Here is a 16282-nt window from a genome sequence, read left to right on the forward strand (position 1 = left end):
GTCGGGGCCATCAGCCGTGCAGTCCGCACTCGGTCTTGGCGTTGCCCGACCAGCGGCCGGCCCTGGCGTCCTCGCCGGCGGCGACGCGGCGGGTGCACGGGGCGCAGCCGATGGAGGCGTAACCGTCGGTCAGCAGCGGGTTGGTGAGCACGCCGTGCGCGCCGACGTACTCCTCCACATCGGCAGCACTCCAGCGCGCGATCGGGGAGACCTTGACCTTGCGGCGCCGCTCGTCCCAGCCGACGACCGGAGTGTTCGCCCTGGTCGGCGACTCCTCCCGGCGCAGCCCGGTCGCCCACGCGGTGTAGCCGGCCAGACCCTTCTCCAACGGCTCGACCTTCCGCAGCGCGCAACACAGGTCCGGGTCGCGGTCGTGGAGCCTCGGTCCGTACTCGGCGTCCTGCTGCGCGACGCTCTGACGGGGCGTGAGGGTCGTGACGTTGACGTCCATCACCTCGGCGACGGCGTCACGGGTGCCGATGGTCTCGGGGAAGTGGTAGCCGGTGTCCAGGAAGACCACGTCGACGCCGGGCCGTACCCGCGAGGCGAGATGGGCGACGACCGCGTCCTCCATCGAGGAGGTCACGCAGAAGCGCCCGCCGAAGGTCTCCGTCGCCCAGCGCAGGATCTCCGACGCGGTGGCGTCCTCAAGCCGACGCCCCGCCTCCTCGGCGAGCTCGCGCAGCTCCGCGTCCGTGCTCATCGGTGCTCCTCCCCGCTCCGGTCGTGCGTCGGTGACGTGTCCGCGGGAGCGGACGCCCCGCCGCGGAAGCCCGCGGCCAGCAGCCCGAGGAACTTCACCGCGAACGCCCGGTTGCAGTCCGCGCACTCCCAGGCGCCCGGACCTTCCTCGGACGGCCGCAGGTCCTCCTCGCCGCAGTACGGGCAGTAGTACGGCGCCGCTCGCTCGCTCACTTGAGGTCGCCCTCCTCGGCCCGGGCCGCCCACTGGGCGAAACGCTCGCCGTCGGTGCGCTGCTGCTGGAAGTTGTGCAGCACGCGCTCGACGTAGTCGGGCAGCGCGGCGGCGGTGACCTTGAGGCCGCGCACCTTGCGGCCGAAGCCCGGTTCGAGGCCGAGCGAGCCCCCGAGGTGCACCTGGTAGCCCTCGACCTGCTCGCCGTTCTCGTCCAGCATCAGCTGGCCCTTGAGACCGATGTCGGCGACCTGGATGCGGGCGCAGGAGTTGGGGCAGCCGTTGATGTTGATGGTGACGGGCTGGTCGAAGTCGGGCATCCGACGTTCCAGCTCCTCGATCAGCGACTGGCCCCGGCCCTTGGTCTCCACGATCGCGAGCTTGCAGAACTCGATGCCGGTGCAGGCCATCGTGCCCCGCCGGAAGGGCGAGGGGGTCGTGGTGAGCCCCAGCGCGCCCAACTCCTCGCTCAGCGAGGCGACCTGCTCCTCGGGCACGTCGAGCACGATCATCTTCTGCTCGGCGGTGGTGCGCACCCGGCCCGAGCCGTGCGCCTCGGCGAGATCGGCGATCTTCGTCAGCGTGGCGCCGTCCACCCGGCCGACTCGCGGGGCGAAGCCGACGTAGTAGCGGCCGTCCTTCTGCCGGTGCACGCCGACGTGGTCGCGCCACTGCTGCAGGGGAGCCTCGGGCGCGGGCCCGTCGACCAACTTCCGTCCCAGGTACTCCTCTTCGAGCACCTCCCGGAACCGCTCGGCGCCCCAGTCCGCGACCAGGAACTTGATCCTGGCCCGGGTGCGCAGCCGCCGGTAGCCGTAGTCGCGGAAGATCCCGATGACGCCCTCGAAGACGTCCGGCACCTCGTCGACACCGACCCAGGCACCCAGCCGTACACCGATCTTGGGGTTGGTGGAGAGGCCGCCGCCCACCCAGACGTCGAAGCCGGGCCCGTGCTCGGGGTGGTCGACACCCACGAAGGCGACGTCGTTGATCTCGTGCGCCACGTCGAGCAGCGGCGAACCGGAGATCGCGGACTTGAACTTCCTGGGCAGGTTGGAGAAGGCGGGGTTGCCGACCACCCTGCGGTGGATCTCGTCGATCGCCGGCGTTCCGTCGACGATCTCGTCCTCGGCGATTCCGGCGACTGGGGAGCCCAGGATCACCCGCGGGGTGTCGCCGCACGCCTCGGTGGTCGAGAGCCCGACCTCCTCCAGCCGGCGCCAGATCTCCGGCATGTCCTCGATCCGGATCCAGTGGTACTGGACGTTCTGCCGGTCGGTGATGTCGGCGGTGCCCCGGCCGAACTCCTCGGAGATCTCGCCCACCACACGCAGTTGACGAGTGGTCAGCCGGCCTCCGTCGATCCTGACCCGGAGCATGAAGTACTTGTCGTCCAGCTCCTCCGGCTCCAGCACCGCCGTCTTGCCGCCGTCGATGCCGGGCTTGCGCTGGGTGTACAAACCCCACCAGCGCATCCGTCCGCGCAGGTCGGCGCCGTCGATCGAGTCGAACCCCTGCTTGGAGTAGATCGTCTCGATACGTGTCCGGACGTTGAGACCGTCATCGTCCTTCTTGGTCTGCTCGTTCGGGTTCAGCGGGGTGAGATGTCCCTTGGCCCACTGCCCCTCGCCGCGGTGGCGACCCGCCTTGCGGCGAGCTGGGGCGGCAGCGGTCGGCTTGGCGTTGTCGGCCATGGCGGAATCGTCCTTCGGGCTGACGGGGTGCGGCGGCTCGGGTGAAGAAGGCTCGGACCTGCGGAAACGGGGCACGCGCCGGTGCCCCGCGGCAGAGGGGGAGAGCTCGGAGAGGGGGAACGCCCGCGACGGTGGGGGCGGTTCGGTGCTGCTGTGCTGGGACTGTCAGCCCGCTCAACACATGGCGCTGGACATGCGGCCGAGGTCGACGTGACGTCGACTCACCAAGGCGGTTCCAGCTCCGGACATGACGGAAGACTTGCACGCTGATTTGGATCCAGTCCAGCTTCGTCCGCGATGCGGACAACTCGGTCCTACTCTGTGAGACATGTGGATTCGCTCACATCGTCGCAGGTCAGGGCGGTGTGCGGCAGCTCCGGCAGGTTCGGTCGGGGCAGCTGTGCGGGGTGGGGGAGAGGTGACCGCGAGGCGGGCGGCCGGCGACGGACGACCGGTGGCCGGCCGTGGGCGTCACGCTCCCGGCCAGGGGCCCGGAGTGTCCACCGCCGGCTCCTCCTCGGTCCTGGTGTCGAACACCCGGAACCCGCGCCGTCGGTAGTTCGCCAGTGCGTACGGCCCGTCCTTGCTGCACGTGTGCAGCCAGACCCGCTCGGTCCGGCGGCGGCCGGGCAGCCGGTCGGCCAGGTCCCAGGCGCGGGCCGTGCCCTCGCTCAGCAGCAGTGCACCGATGCCGCGGCCGCGGAAGGCGGCCAGCAGGCCGAAGTAGCCGATCTCCACGACGCCCTCGTCCTGTGCGTCCAGCTCCACGAAACCGGCCGGGGTGTCCCGGTCGTAGGCCACCCAGGTCTCCACACCCGGCCGTTCGAGGAAGGCCGACCACCGCGCGCGGTCCCAGCCGAGGCGATCCGTCCAGGTCACGTCCGCGCCCACCGAGGTGTAGAGGAAACGGCTGAACTCCGGGCTCGGCACCGCCGCCCGGGCGATCCGTATCCCGGACAGGCTGTCCGACTGCTGGACGGCGATGAGGTCCCGGGGCGAGGTCTGCTCCAGCGACCAGGTGGTGACGGTGCGGGTTTCCATGCGTCGATCCCATCACGGTCGCCCCGCGCCTCGTGCCGACGGGCCGCTGAAACGTGCCTTCTCCGCTCGCCCGGGAAGGGGGTGAGCGTGTCACCGGTGCATGAGCACCCTCCGTGTACGGCTACGTTGAGAGCGTGTGCGCAGCGAGAACGACCGATGACGAGCAGCCGGAACCCAAGCCGAGGACGGCCCGTCTGTACCGAAACATCCCCAAGCGGCGTCTGAGCTGGCTGCTGCTCAAGGACACGGTCAACTCCTGCATCGAGTACCGGGTTCTCGGCCTGGCCGCGGAGGCGGCGTTCTTCACCCTGCTCTCCCTGCCGCCCCTGCTGCTGGGACTCATCGGCCTGCTCGGCTACATGGACGCCTGGATCGGCACCGACACCATCGAGAACGTCCGGGCCAACATCCTGGAGGCGTCCTCCAAGGTGCTCTCGGACCGAGGCGTCGAGGACATCGCCACGCCCCTGATCGACGACGTCATCAAGGACGGGCGGCCCGACATCGTCTCGTTCGGCTTCGCGCTCGCGCTGTGGTCCGGATCGCGCGCCGTCAACGTCTTCATCGACACCATCACCGTGATGTACGGGCTGGACGGCCACCGCGGCATCGTCAAGACCCGGCTGCTGGCCTTCCTGCTCTACGTCGTCGCCATCCTCCTGGGCGCGGTCGCGCTGCCGCTGATGGTGGTCGGGCCCGAGGTGGTGGTGGGCTGGGTGCCCCAACTGGAGTGGGTGGTCAGGTTCTTCTACTGGCCGGTCATCCTGCTGCTCTCGATCGTCTTCCTGACCACGCTCTTCCACGTCTCGGTGCCCGTCCGGTCCCCGTGGCGGGAGGACATCCCCGGCGCGCTGGTGGCGCTGATCATGTGGGTCGGCGGCAGCTTCCTGCTGCGGGTCTACCTCACCAGCACGGTCGAGGGGCCCACGATCTACGGCTCGCTGGCCGCCCCCGTCGCCGTACTGCTGTGGATCTTCGTCTCCGCCTTCGCCGTGCTGGTGGGCGCCGCGGTCAACGCGGCGATCGACCGCGTCTGGCCCTCCGTGGCCACCGCCGCGGCCCGGCGGGCCAGGGAGCAGCTCAAGGAGGACCAGGCCGCGGCCCTGGTCGCGGCCGTAGCCGCCCGCAAGGGCCGGCAGCACGGGACCACCACGGAGAGCGAGCGCCCCGACGCCGACGATCCCGACGTCGACGAGGACCCCGAGGACGACGGCGACGACCGTGACCGCGGCGACGACCGTGACCGCGGCGAGGAGCCGGAGGCTGCCGCGGGCGGTGCCGGTGCTCCCGGTCGGTCGGGTGCCACCCCGGCCGAACCGGACACCTGTGGCGGTTCGCCTGCTGCCGGCGCCTCCGGCTCCGCAGGCGGCGCGCGACCGGCCACCGGCGCAGGCCCCGAGCACACCGGCAACTCGCCCTCCGGAGGCGTGACGGGCGAGCAGCCGGCCGAGTTCCCCGAGCGCTGGGCCCGCTTCCACCCGCCGGAGGACCTGCGCTCGCGACTCCGCGGCCCCCACCGGGAGTGACGGGCGGCGGGACGCGCCCCGCGCCCGTACCTCCGGCGCCCAACCCGCGCCCGTACCTTCGGCGCCCACCGTGCGTCCCGTCCCACCGCCTCCCACCGCAGGCCCCGGCCCCACCGCCGTGCGCCGGGAGGTCGCGGAGGCGGGCGCCCTCCTGCCGCGTGCACCCGCCCGTTATCTTGACCCCCGTGGGACTGGAGACGGGGGAATCGAAGAATGGGTCCGGAACAGCGGCGAAGACGACGACGGTCTCGATGCGGGCGATCTACCGCAACGTCCCCAAGCGCAAGCTCTGCTACCTGCTGCTGAAGGACACCTACCGCTCCTGCGCGGAGTACCGGGTGATGGGGATGGCGGCCGAGGCCGCGTTCTTCACGATGCTCTCGCTGCCCGCGCTGCTGCTCGGGCTGCTCGGACTGCTGAGCGGTGTGGACTCCCTGGCGGGCACGAGCATCCTCCAGCACGTGCGCGACCAGCTGGTCGACGCGTCCTCGGCGATGCTCTCCGAGCGCGGCGTCGCCGAGCTGGTCGTCCCGCTGCTGGACGATCTGGTCAACAGCGCACGGCCCGGGCTGCTCTCCTTCGGCTTCGTCTTCGCCCTGTGGTCCGGATCGCGGGCGATGAACGTCTTCATCGGGACGATCACCGTGATGTACGGCCTGGACGGCTACCGCAACGCCGTCGCCACCCGGCTGCTCGCCTTCGGCCTGTACGTGGTCGGTCTGGTCGTGGGTGCCGTGATCGTCCCGATGACGCTGATCGGGCCCCGCGCGGCGGTCCAGTGGTGGCCGGCGCTCCAGGGTTTCGTGCAGTACCTGTACTGGCCGGTGGTGCTGCTGCTCGCGGTCTCCTTCCTGGCGACGCTCTACCACGTCTCCGTGCCCGTGCGTTCGCCCTGGCGGGAGGATCTGCCGGGGGCGCTGGTCGGGCTGCTGCTGTGGGTGCTGTGCGCGGTCGGTCTGCGCACGTATCTGCGCAGCGCCGTCGAGGGGCAGAGCATCTACGGTTCGCTGGCGGCCCCGGTGGCGCTGCTGCTCTGGCTCGGGATGTCGGCCTTCGCCGTGCTGGTGGGCGCCGCGGTGAACGCCGCCGTCGACCGGGTCTGGCCGGCCGCCACCACGGCCGCGGCCCGCGCAGCCAAGGACCGGCGGCGGGAGGCGGCGATCGCGGCGATGGTCCAGGCGGTGGTGGCCCGTCGCACCCGCGCGGAAATCGACGCCGAGCAGGGCGGCTCGCGGACCGATCCGGACAGCGAGGAGGACATGCGCGCCTGGCAGCGGTTGCTGCGTTCGGCCGAAGTCAGTGAGCAGTTGGACAGGCTCAGGGACACCAGTCGAAGAATCGGACGAAGGATGACAGAGTAGGTGTGATCGCCGTGTCAGCACGGGAGTGCCGATGGACACTCAAGGAGCGATGTCCGGGGCGACGCCGCCGCACGAGAACCGGCCGACCAGCGTGGAGAGCATCCTCGCGCTGAACCGGATGGGCGTCTTCGACTGGGACCTCGACCAGAACCTGCTGCACTTGGACAGTGCCGCGCGAGACGTACTGGAGCTGCCCCCCGACGAGTACGAGATGCGCCCGCAGAGTCTCCACGGGTACTTTCCGCCCGCCGAGGTCAGTCGCCTCGACCTGCTGACCTCCCAGGCGATCAAGGAAGGCAGGAACAGCTTCGGCGCCTACTTCCGGGTCCGCACCCTGGAGGGCGGAACACGCTGGAACCACGTCCAGGCGTACATCCGGCGGATCGTGGACGGCCGTCCGCACCGCATCGTCGGCATTCTGCGCGACGCCACCGACGAGCTGAGGCACTCCACCGACCGGCTCAGCCTGGAGGCGACCGAGAGCGGCGTGAGCGCCGTCCTGGGCGACACCACCGCCGCGCTGGCGACCGCCCGCTCGGTGCGCGACGTGCTGGACGTGCTGGAGAGCCCCGGCGTGCTCAGCCGGCTCGACGCGACCAGTCTGGGGCTGGGCCTGGTCGAGGGCGACCACTTGAGGATCATCGCCGAGCGCAAGGACGTCGACCAGCCCTCGGACGCGAGTCTGACCAGGCTGGACGCCGATCTGCCGATGAGCGAAGTGGTCCGCACCATGCGGCCGGTCTACATCGGTTCCGGCGAGGAGTTCGCCGAGCGCTATCCGCAGCTGTGGCCGTACGTCGAGCCGGAGGGCGTCGGCTCGGCGGTCTGCCTGCCCCTGGTCGCCCACGCGCGGGTCATCGGGGCGCTCGGGCTGCTCTACCGCGGGCGCCACGACTTCGACGCCCACGAGCGCACTCTGCTCAACGCCATGTCCAGCAGCGTCGCGCAGAGCCTCCAGCGCGCCACCCTCTTCGACCAGGGGCGCAGGCTGGCCGAGGACCTCCAGCGGTTCATGCTGCCGCACTCCATCCCGCGGCTGGCCGGGGTCCGCACGGCTGTCAGCTACCGCCCCGCGCGACAGCTCGGCGAGATCGGCGGCGACTGGTACGACGTGATCCCGCTGCCCGGCGGCCGGGTCGCGATCGTCATCGGGGACGTGCAGGGCCACGACACCCACGCCGCCGCGGTCATGGGCCAGCTGCGGATCGTGCTGCGCGCCTACGCGGCCGAGGGCCACCCGGCGACCACCGTGATGGCCCGGGCCTCCGCCTTCCTCGCGGACCTGGACACCGAGCGGTTCGCCACCTGCCTCTACGCGGAGATCGACCCGTCCACCGGCTGGCTGCGCATGGTGCGGGCGGGCCATCTGGACCCGCTGCTGATGCGCGGCGACGGCGAGTGCCGGCCGCTGCCGGTGGCCGGCTCCCTCCCGCTCGGGCTTCTCCATCTGGGCCCGCTCGACTACCGGGAGACGGCGTTGGAACTGGCGGTGGGGGAGACGGTGCTGCTCTACACCGACGGTCTGGTGGAACGGCCCGGCGGCGACATCGAGGAAGGGGTGCAGGCCCTCGCGGATTCGGTGCCGCTGGGGCCCTCGGACCTCGACCGGCTCGCGGACTGGCTGGTGGAGTCGCCGCGGGTGACCTCCGGCGAGGACGACATCGCGGTGCTGCTGCTGCGGCGCGAGACCCCGGTCAACCCGCAGGTGGGGCGGCGGCTCCACCAGTACGTCGCGCCCGGCGACATGGAGGCGCTGAGCGGGGTGCGGCACATGGTCAGAGACGCCACCAGGGCCTGGCGCGCCGACCAGTTCACCGAGGAGATCGTGCTGACCACTCACGAGCTGGCGACCAACGCCCTGCTGCACACCGAGGAGGGCGTCACCGTGACCGTACGGCTGCTCGGCGGCGCGGACCGCCGGCTGCGCATCGAGGTCGCGGACCGCTCCACGCGCCAGCCGAAGGTGCTGCACGCCGAGGAGTGGCACCGTACGGGGCGCGGGATGCTGCTGGTCGACCGGCTGGCGGACCGCTGGGGAGTGGAGTCGCGGGGCGCCGGAAAATGCGTCTGGTGCGAGTTCGACAGCCCGTAGGGCCCGGCCGGCGTCCGGCGGGTCCGGCTGTCGCTCAGCCCGCCACCCACTCCGGCGTCCACACCCGGCGCGGGGCTTGTGGGGCCGTCGTGCGCAGATGCTCGCGCAGCGCGGTCAGCACGGGGTGGCGGTCCCCGGTGCGGAACAGCAGCAGGTGCGGGTAGACCGGCGTCGGATCGTGCAGGGGGACGCGCCGCAGATCGTGGGTCTGCGGCCACAGGTACCGGTCGCCGCCGCCGACCAGGGTGGCCAGCGAGGCCGATTCGGCCAGCGCGTCCATCAGCGCCTCGTCGCCGAAATGGGGGCCGAGTGCGTCGATGCTCAGACCGAAGGTCTCGGCCAGCGACCGGTAGAACGACGCCCACTCCGTGCCGGGTGCGATCCCCGGAATCCAGATCCGGTGACCGACCAGCTCGGCGGGGGTGACCGCGGGAGAGCCGGCCAGCGGGTGGCCGGGCCCGACGAGCAGCTCCAGGGGTGCGTCCAGAAGGCGTTCGAAGCTGAGCCCGGCCGGTGCGCGGTCCGCCGGCAGGGCACGGAAGGACGCGTCGACGGTTCCCTCGAGCACCGCACGGGCGGCCCGGGCGGCGTTCGCATCGCTCAGGGTGACGGCGTCCAACTCCGTTCCGGGGCGGGAGCGGTAGAAGCGGTGGACGGCCTGCGCCGGCAGGATGCGCCGGTTGAGGACGTCGATCCGCAGCGGGCGGCTCCCCGGGCGCACGGACTGCTCGGCCCGTTCGACGGCCGCCACCGCCGCCCTGGCGTGCGGCAGGAAGACCTGCCCGTCCGGGCTGAGGCGAGAACCCCTGGGGGTGCGCACCACGAGCACGACCTCCAGGCGGCGCTCCAGGGCGGCGATCCGCTTGGAGACCGCCTGCTGACTCACCCCCAACTCGTCGGCCGCGGCCTGGAAATGGCCGGTCCCGGCGACGGTCACGAACGTCCGAAGCGCTTCCACATCCACGTCTGCCACCGTAGTCGCACAACCAGAGGTTGTGTCCGGAGCGGTTGCGGGTTGTTTGATCGAGCGTGCAGCGCGGTGGTGGGATCGGCGCATGTCGTCCCGCACTGAACAGATCATGTTTGTCCGCACACCCGAGTTCGCACGTCACGCGGAGCGGGTCGCCGAGGTGACCGATGCGACCTCCCGGCTGAATGTGCTTCCGTTCAGCGACAGCGAAGGTCGCGCCGAACTACTGTCGGTTGTGTTCGGCGGTCCGTTGCCGGAGTCGGTGGTGATCTACCCGCCGTTCTTCACCGAGTACGGGCTGAACACGACGTTCGGGGAGAGGGTCTTCGTCAACCAGGGGTGCACCTTCATGGACCGGGGAGGCATCCGCATCGGCGACGGCGTCATGATCGCGCCCAGGGTCAGCCTCATCACCGGAGGCCATCCGCTGCCGCAGGCCGAACGCCGCGAGCACCTCTGCTTCGCACCGATCGTCGTCGAGGACGACGTGTGGATCGGAACCTCCGCCGTGGTCACCCAGGGGGTGACCGTCGGCGCCGGCGCGGTGGTCGCTGCCGGTGCGGTGGTCACCCGTGACGTCCCCGCGGGCACCGTGGTCGCGGGAGTGCCCGCACGGGTGATCGGAACGACCGACTGAGTCCGGCCGCGGTCGGCGACGCCCGAGCCCCGGGGGCCGTAGTTTGACGCGCCGTCACATGCGGTCCGGTGGTGGAGAGTTCGCGGGTGTCCGTCGCTCGGCTGCCGCCGGTGAAGGCCGCGTGCGGTGGAGGTGCCGGGAGCCGGAAGCCCGTGCTCGCCGCGCGGTGCTCGTGGTGCCGAGCTCGTGGTGCGGTCCTTCTCGCGCGGCTCGGCCGCGCGCCCGGTGTCGTACGGGGTGCGGCCGAGGTGCGGCGGCTCAGCGCCGGTCGTGACCGTCGGCGGGGGTCTCCAGCGCCTTCTTGAGGTTGTCCAGGGTGCGGCGGATGTTGCCTCGCTGGAAGTCGGCGAAGGTCTGGCCGCGGGTGGCGATCCGGTCGAAGATCCCGGCCGCGAAGTCGGGCCAGGAGCGGTCGTCGATCCATGTCTCCGTCACCCTGGTGCCGACGGGGGTCGACTCGAACCGGTACTCCCAGGTCGCGATCGGGGCGCGCAGCCGCGGGCGTCGGGCGCCGATGGCCCGCACCCTGAAGGCGAACCGCTCCCCGGGATCGGCGGCGATCACCTCGCAGCGGGTGGTCCAGCGGAAGGCGCCGCGCTTGTTCCGCCCGTCGAAGACCATGCCGACGAAGGCGGCGCGTTCTTCGTCCCGAACGGTCGCCCCGAGGTTCTCCGGGCTCCAGCGGCCCATCTTCGTCGGGTCGCTCACCTGCTCGTACGCGGTGGACGGGTTGACGGCGATCTCGATGCTGTCCGAAACCCGCAGGGTGCGCGCCATGGAACTCCTCCGATCCTCTAAGGCGACCCTACCGCCCGGTAGCAAGCGGTGCTCCGCCCGTGCCGTCCCCCGTGCGGAGCCCGGACCGGCCGGTCCGCCATCTCCCGTACCGGGTGCGGCTGTTCATCGGCGGTGGCCTGCGCCTACGCTCGGGGCGACGATCAACCGGTCCGCGAGAGGGAGCAGGATGCCTACGACGCCGTACGAAGTGCGCGGCACGGTGGAACCGACCGGTGCCGCCGAGCCCGGCGCCGCACCGGAGCCGGGGGCGCAGGGCCGGGCGGCGAAGCTGGTGGCGATCGCCGATCTCCACATCCGCTACCAGGAGAACCGTGAGATCACCGAGGCCATCCAGCCGGAGTCGCCGGAGGACTGGCTGGTGATCGCCGGCGACATCGGCGAGACGGTCGCGGACATCGAGTGGACGCTGCGGATCATGACCGAGCGGTTCGCGCGGGTGGTCTGGGTCCCGGGCAACCACGAGCTGTGGACCGCGCCCGGCGATCCGGTGCAGCTGCGCGGCGAGGCCAAGTACCGCCATCTCGTGGAGCTGGCACGGTCGTTGGGTGTGGTCACCCCCGAGGACCCGTTCCCGGTCTTCGAGGGGATCGGCGGCCCGGTCGTGGTCGCACCGCTGTTCCTGCTCTACGACTACAGCTTCCGGATGCCCGGAGTGGCGACCAAGGAGGAGGCACTGCGCCGGGCGACCAAGGCCGGCGTGGTGTGCACCGACGAGCATCTGCTCCACCCCGATCCGTACCCGACGCTGGACGCCTGGTGCCGCGCCCGGCTCGAGTACAGCGAGAAGCGGCTGGTCGAGCTCTCGGGTGACCTGCCCACCGTGCTGATCAACCACTGGCCGGTGGTGCGGGAGCCGACCGACGTGCTCTGGTACCCGGAGTTCGCGCTGTGGTGCGGCACCGAGGCCACCGCCGACTGGCCGACCCGCTTCCGCGCCGCGACCGTCGTCTACGGGCATCTGCACATTCCGCGGCTGATGCGGATCGACGGCGTACCGCACCAGGAGGTCTCGCTCGGCTATCCGCGCGAGTGGCGCCGCCACGGACGCGCACCGGGCCGGCCGGTGCAGATCCTCCCGCCCCCGATCGCCGGCTGAGGCGGGCCCGGCGCGCCGGCCGGACACGGGCCTGCCGGACGGACGGACGGGCGCCCGGACGGGGCCACGGCCTGCCGGCCGAGCGGGCGAACGGGGTGCACCTGCGTACGGGTTCGGTCCGCGGGGCCGGTCGGGGCGGCGAGTGCCGGGCCTGCGGCCCGAAGCAGGCGAAGTCCCAAGTCCCGCCGGGGGCGGGCGAGTTGCGTCCGGCGAGCGGTGAACGGGTGCCGCCCCGCGGCCGGTTGCCGCACGCACGCCGCTGCGGCGCCGTGCCGGGCACAGACCGGGCCGGTGCGGAACGGGCCGGTGCGGTGCGGCTGCCGGTACAGGGCACGCCGCCGGGGGAGACGCGCCCGGGGCGGCGGTCGTCGAAAAACCGTTGGCGCCCGAAGTGGGGTGCCGCTAGCGTCGGCGACGTACCGCGCGCCCGCCGGTGCCGCACGCCGCCGGTCCCGCGACCGGCCGGGAAGAGCAGGAGGTGAGTGCTGATGACTGTCCTGACCGAGGGCTTCGCCCGCACCGCGACCGTCCAACACTCCAAGTGCGGCCCGAGATCGGCGCCCGTCGGCTGACGTTCCGCTCGCGCGGACCCGCCGGCGTCCGCCCCGCCCGTCGTCACGGGTTCTCGGGGCCGCCCTTCGGTTCGAAGGGTTCCTCCGTTGTCTTCATCTGTCTCTTCGACAGCACACGACGCCGTGTCCTCACGCGGCACCGCGTCTCCGCTCCGCACGGCACACCCGCTCGCCCGCTACGGCTGGGACGAGGGGTTCGCCGAGAGTTTCACCCCGTACCTCGACCGCGGCTTGGTGCCGGGCCGGGTGGTGCGGGTCGACCGCGGCCGTCTCGACGTGGTCGTCGCCGACGGCGAGGGAGTCACCACGATCCTCGCCGACACCGGGCTCGTCGCCACCGGCGATCCGGCCCGGGTGCCCTGCACCGGGGACTGGGCGGTGGTCGAACCCGACCGCCGGCAGGGCGCGTTCGTCCATGCGCTGCTGCCCCGGCGCACTGCCTTCTGGCGTTCGGCGTCCTCCAAGCGTTCGGACGGACAGGTCCTGGCCGCCAACATCGACCGCAGCGTCATCTGCGTCTCCCTCGCCGGCCCGTTGGACCAGGGCAGGTTGGAGCGCTTCGTCGCGCTGGCGTGGTCCAGCGGGGCAGCGCCGGTCGTCGTCCTCACCAAGGCCGACCTCGCACCGGACCTGGAGCATGCGCTCGCCGACGCGGCCGCCGTCGCTCCGGGTGTCCCGGTGGTCCCCGTCAGCGCTGCGGCGGGCGAGGGCGTTGCCGAGCTCTCCGCGCTGCTCGGCAACGGCACCAGCGTGCTGCTCGGCGTCTCCGGCGCGGGCAAGTCCACGCTGACCAACGCGTTGCTCGGCGAGGAGGTGATGTACGTGGCCTCCGTGCGCGACCGGGACGGCAAGGGCCGCCACACCACCACCACGCGCGAGCTGTACGCCACCGAGTCCGGCCGGGTGTTCATCGACACCCCGGGGCTGCGCGGGGTCGGCCTCTGGGACGCGGGCGAGGGGCTGGGCCGGGCGTTCGGCGAGATCGAGGACCTCGCGCGGCAGTGCCGGTTCGGCGACTGCGGTCACCGTTCCGAGCCGGGTTGTGCCGTACAGGACGCAGTGGCGGACGGCGAGTTGGCGCCCCGCCGGCTGGAGAGCTACCGCAGGCTGCGCCGGGAGGACGAGCGGCTGGCCGCGCGTACCGACGCACGTCTGCGGGCCGAGCAGCGCAAGGAGTACAAGCGCCGGGACGCCGACGGCAGGTCGCGCGGCGAGCACAAGCGCGGCGGTCACCGATACGGCGGTCACCGGTCGTAGCCTGGCCGCGTGTGGAAGCCGAGCCGGACCGAGCGCGCCAACCCCCGCATCCGTGGTGCGGAGGGCGCCGTGCACGCGCCCGACTCCCTTCGCCGTGAGGGGAGTCGGGCGTGAACGCGTTCGACGAGACGGATCTCCAGCTGGTGCTGCTGCGGCGGATGGCCGACTTCCAGCCCGATCTGGTCGCCGACGCTCTGCGGGAGTTGGGCGTCGACCGGGCCAGGATGCGGGAGGCCAACCGGCGTTGGCAGGCGATGGTGCGCGCACCGCGCGGCCGGGGCGCGCTGGGCCGCTACCGCTCGGCGCTCGGCGAACCGGAGTCGGTCGGCCGCCGCGCCGTCGGTGATCTGGAGTTCCGGGCGTTTCTGTGGCCGCTTCCGCTCTGGCCGGATCTGCGACTGGAGGTTCTGGCGGTGCCGGGCGGCCCGGTGTGGAACGAGTGGTTGGTGCGCGCGCCCTCCGCGCCCGGCCCGACGCTTCGCACGGTGGCGGACCTGCGGCCCTGGTCGTGCACGGTGGACGAGGTCGCCCGCGCCTTCCCGCCCGCGATCCCGCTGGAGGGGTCGGCACCCACCCGCTGGCGGCTGCGTTTCGAGGCGCCCGACGCGCCGGACGGTGAAATCCGGCCGGTGCTCGCCGAGTTCACCTGGGGACTGCTCCAGCGCCTCCCCGAACCCTGACCGGCCCGATCCCTGACCCGCCGATCCCTGACCGGCCCGATCCCGACCGACAGTTCTGCCCTCTCCCGAGTCCGGCCGGTCCCGGGGCGGCCGAGGTCGCGTCCCGCTCCGGGCCCGGCGGGTCAGACGGCCGGTACGCGGACCGGGGTCAGCACGCCGAGGCGCTGTTCGACGGCCTCGGCGGCGTCCAGGCACAGATCCTCCCGGAAGGGCCTGCCGATCAGCTGCACTCCGGTGGGGAGGCCGTCGGCCGAGCCGGTCGGCACCGCGACCGCGGGCAGTCCGACGAAGCTCGTCGCCGTGCACAGCCTCATCGCCTCGCCGACCAGCCGGTGGCCCTCCTCGTCGCGGGACTCCGTTCCCGGTGCGGGCGGCGGTGCGGTGAAGACCGGGCCGAGCACCAGCGGACAGCGCTCCAGAAGCCGCGACCAGTCCCGGGCCAGGCCCAGGCGTACGCCGGTCAGCCGCTGGTACTCGGGCAGGTCGACGGTGCGGGCCCGCGCCATCGACATCTCGATGTACCGGTGTCCGCCCTCGCCGAGCAGCGTGCGCACCGTCGGCCAGCCGGGCGCGAACTCGGACATCAGCAGACTGCCGTACGCGTCGAGCGTCTCGGCCAGCCGCGGTACGTCGTCGATCTCCTCGACCTCGTACCCCGCGTCCCGCAGCGCGTCGGCCGCGCGCCGCAGGGCGTCCACCACCGAGGGGTGGACGCCGAGCCCGCCCGGGTCGGTCACCACCGCCACCCGCACCGGGCCGGGCAGCGCCTCGCCGCGCACGGGTACCGGAAGGCTGCGCGGATCGGCCGGATCGGCTCCCGCGAGCACTTCGTGCGCCAGGCGCAGATCCGCCACCGACCGCGCCAACGGCCCGTCCACCACGCAGAGTTGCGCGCCGAGCGGCGGGTCCTGCGGTCCGATGCGGTGGTCGGCGGCGTACCGGCCGGTGGTCGGTTTGAGCCCGGCCACACCGCAGAAGGAGGCCGGTACGCGGATCGAGCCGCCCGCGTCGTTGCCGAGCCCCAGCGCGGTCAGCCCGCAGGCCACGGCCACCGCGTCGCCGCCGCTGCTGCCGCCCGGAGTGCGGGAGCGGTCCCACGGGTTGAGGGTGTCGCCGAAGAGCTCGCTGCGGGTGTGCATGCCGGCGAGGGTGAGCGTCGGCATGTTGGAGTGACCGACGGGGATGGCGCCGGCGGCTCGCAGCCGGGCCACCGGCGGGGCGTCCTCGGCGGCCACCAGGTCCTTGAACCGGGTGGCCCCGTGGGTGGTCGGCACGCCCCGTACGGCGATGCTCTCCTTGACGGTGAAGCAGACGCCGGCCAGTGGTCCGGGCCGCTCGCCGGCGGCCGTGCGGCGGTCCTGCTCCTCGGCGTCGGTGCGTGCCCGTTCGGCGAGCAGCTGCGTCACGGCGTTGACCTCGGGGTTGAGGGCCGCGATGCGGTCCAGATGGCTCTCCACCAGTTCGGCCGCGGTCGCCTCGCCCCTCTGCACCGCCTGTGTCTGAGCTGCGGCGGTGCGCTCCCACCAGTCCTCGTGCGGGGTGCTGGTCTGCATGTACGTCCTCTTTTCGATGCGCTTGCATCACATACGTTAGCGTTGTTTCGATGCAAGTGCATCGGAATAGGCTGGGGCCCGGACCGAGAG

Annotated in this window: 15 protein-coding genes; 7 read left to right on the forward strand and 8 right to left on the reverse strand. The window is 72.3% G+C overall.

Features of this window, described 5'->3' with window-relative positions; translation table 11 throughout:
• Positions 1 to 10 precede the first annotated feature (10 nt).
• The 5 genes from MTQ01_RS14065 to MTQ01_RS14080 all read right to left on the reverse strand — a co-directional run bounded on the left by MTQ01_RS14065 (position 11) and on the right by MTQ01_RS14080 (position 3650).
• Positions 11 to 703, reverse strand: a complete 693-nt coding sequence (locus MTQ01_RS14065) for a phosphoadenylyl-sulfate reductase (RefSeq protein WP_247490285.1) — start codon at positions 701 to 703, stop codon at positions 11 to 13.
• The gene (locus MTQ01_RS14070; RefSeq protein ID WP_247490287.1) at positions 700 to 915 is read right to left on the reverse strand and encodes a hypothetical protein; all 216 of its coding nucleotides are present in this window, start codon (positions 913 to 915) and stop codon (positions 700 to 702) included. Before MTQ01_RS14070 ends, MTQ01_RS14065 begins: the two co-directional genes overlap by 4 nt.
• Positions 912 to 2609 carry a nitrite/sulfite reductase gene (locus MTQ01_RS14075; RefSeq protein ID WP_247490289.1) on the reverse strand — a complete coding sequence of 566 codons (1698 nt, stop codon included), beginning with the start codon at positions 2607 to 2609 and terminating at the stop codon, positions 912 to 914. The genes MTQ01_RS14070 and MTQ01_RS14075 overlap by 4 nt, the downstream gene beginning before the upstream one ends.
• A gap of 174 nt (positions 2610 to 2783) precedes the next feature.
• The gene (locus tag MTQ01_RS25305; protein ID WP_374207737.1) at positions 2784 to 2939 is read right to left on the reverse strand and encodes a putative leader peptide; all 156 of its coding nucleotides are present in this window, start codon (positions 2937 to 2939) and stop codon (positions 2784 to 2786) included.
• A 141-nt stretch (positions 2940 to 3080) separates the two neighbouring features.
• A complete protein-coding gene (locus MTQ01_RS14080; protein ID WP_247490291.1) occupies positions 3081 to 3650 on the reverse strand; it encodes a GNAT family N-acetyltransferase in 570 nt (189 codons plus the stop codon).
• A gap of 206 nt (positions 3651 to 3856) precedes the next feature.
• On the opposite strand from MTQ01_RS14080, the gene MTQ01_RS14085 reads away from it, so the two are divergent.
• From MTQ01_RS14085 to MTQ01_RS14095, 3 genes are all read left to right on the forward strand, one after another.
• Positions 3857 to 5176, forward strand: a complete 1320-nt coding sequence (locus MTQ01_RS14085) for a YihY/virulence factor BrkB family protein (protein WP_374207751.1) — start codon at positions 3857 to 3859, stop codon at positions 5174 to 5176.
• A 185-nt stretch (positions 5177 to 5361) separates the two neighbouring features.
• Positions 5362 to 6537, forward strand: coding sequence for a YihY/virulence factor BrkB family protein (locus MTQ01_RS14090; protein ID WP_374207738.1), 1176 nt, complete (start codon positions 5362 to 5364; stop codon positions 6535 to 6537).
• A 31-nt stretch (positions 6538 to 6568) separates the two neighbouring features.
• Complete coding sequence (locus MTQ01_RS14095) at positions 6569 to 8629, forward strand: SpoIIE family protein phosphatase (protein WP_247490292.1); 2061 nt, start codon at positions 6569 to 6571, stop codon at positions 8627 to 8629.
• Positions 8630 to 8663: 34 nt separating this feature from the next.
• Here MTQ01_RS14095 and MTQ01_RS14100 read toward each other — a convergent pair whose 3' ends face one another.
• A complete protein-coding gene (locus MTQ01_RS14100) occupies positions 8664 to 9593 on the reverse strand; it encodes a LysR family transcriptional regulator (RefSeq protein ID WP_247490294.1) in 930 nt (309 codons plus the stop codon).
• Positions 9594 to 9708: 115 nt separating this feature from the next.
• On the opposite strand from MTQ01_RS14100, the gene MTQ01_RS14105 reads away from it, so the two are divergent.
• Positions 9709 to 10236 (forward strand): DapH/DapD/GlmU-related protein, encoded by a 528-nt coding sequence (locus MTQ01_RS14105; protein ID WP_247490688.1) that lies wholly within the window; start codon positions 9709 to 9711, stop codon positions 10234 to 10236.
• 258 nt (positions 10237 to 10494) lie between these two features.
• Here MTQ01_RS14105 and MTQ01_RS14110 read toward each other — a convergent pair whose 3' ends face one another.
• Positions 10495 to 11013: an SRPBCC family protein gene (locus MTQ01_RS14110; protein WP_247490296.1), complete on the reverse strand. Its 519-nt coding sequence runs from the start codon at positions 11011 to 11013 to the stop codon at positions 10495 to 10497.
• A 187-nt stretch (positions 11014 to 11200) separates the two neighbouring features.
• On the opposite strand from MTQ01_RS14110, the gene MTQ01_RS14115 reads away from it, so the two are divergent.
• From MTQ01_RS14115 to MTQ01_RS14125, 3 genes are all read left to right on the forward strand, one after another.
• On the forward strand, positions 11201 to 12130 hold the full coding sequence (locus MTQ01_RS14115) for a metallophosphoesterase (RefSeq protein WP_247490298.1): 930 nt from the start codon (positions 11201 to 11203) through the stop codon (positions 12128 to 12130).
• Between the two features lie 695 nt (positions 12131 to 12825).
• Positions 12826 to 13959 (forward strand): ribosome small subunit-dependent GTPase A, encoded by a 1134-nt coding sequence (gene rsgA, locus MTQ01_RS14120; RefSeq protein ID WP_247490300.1) that lies wholly within the window; start codon positions 12826 to 12828, stop codon positions 13957 to 13959.
• A 158-nt stretch (positions 13960 to 14117) separates the two neighbouring features.
• Positions 14118 to 14639, forward strand: coding sequence for a hypothetical protein (locus tag MTQ01_RS14125; RefSeq protein WP_247490689.1), 522 nt, complete (start codon positions 14118 to 14120; stop codon positions 14637 to 14639).
• A gap of 122 nt (positions 14640 to 14761) precedes the next feature.
• Here MTQ01_RS14125 and MTQ01_RS14130 read toward each other — a convergent pair whose 3' ends face one another.
• A complete protein-coding gene (locus tag MTQ01_RS14130; protein WP_247490302.1) occupies positions 14762 to 16192 on the reverse strand; it encodes an amidase in 1431 nt (476 codons plus the stop codon).
• Positions 16193 to 16282 lie beyond the last annotated feature (90 nt).

The sequence above is a fragment of the Streptomyces sp. XM4193 genome, assembly GCF_023072595.1.
GTDB lineage: Bacteria > Actinomycetota > Actinomycetes > Streptomycetales > Streptomycetaceae > Streptomyces.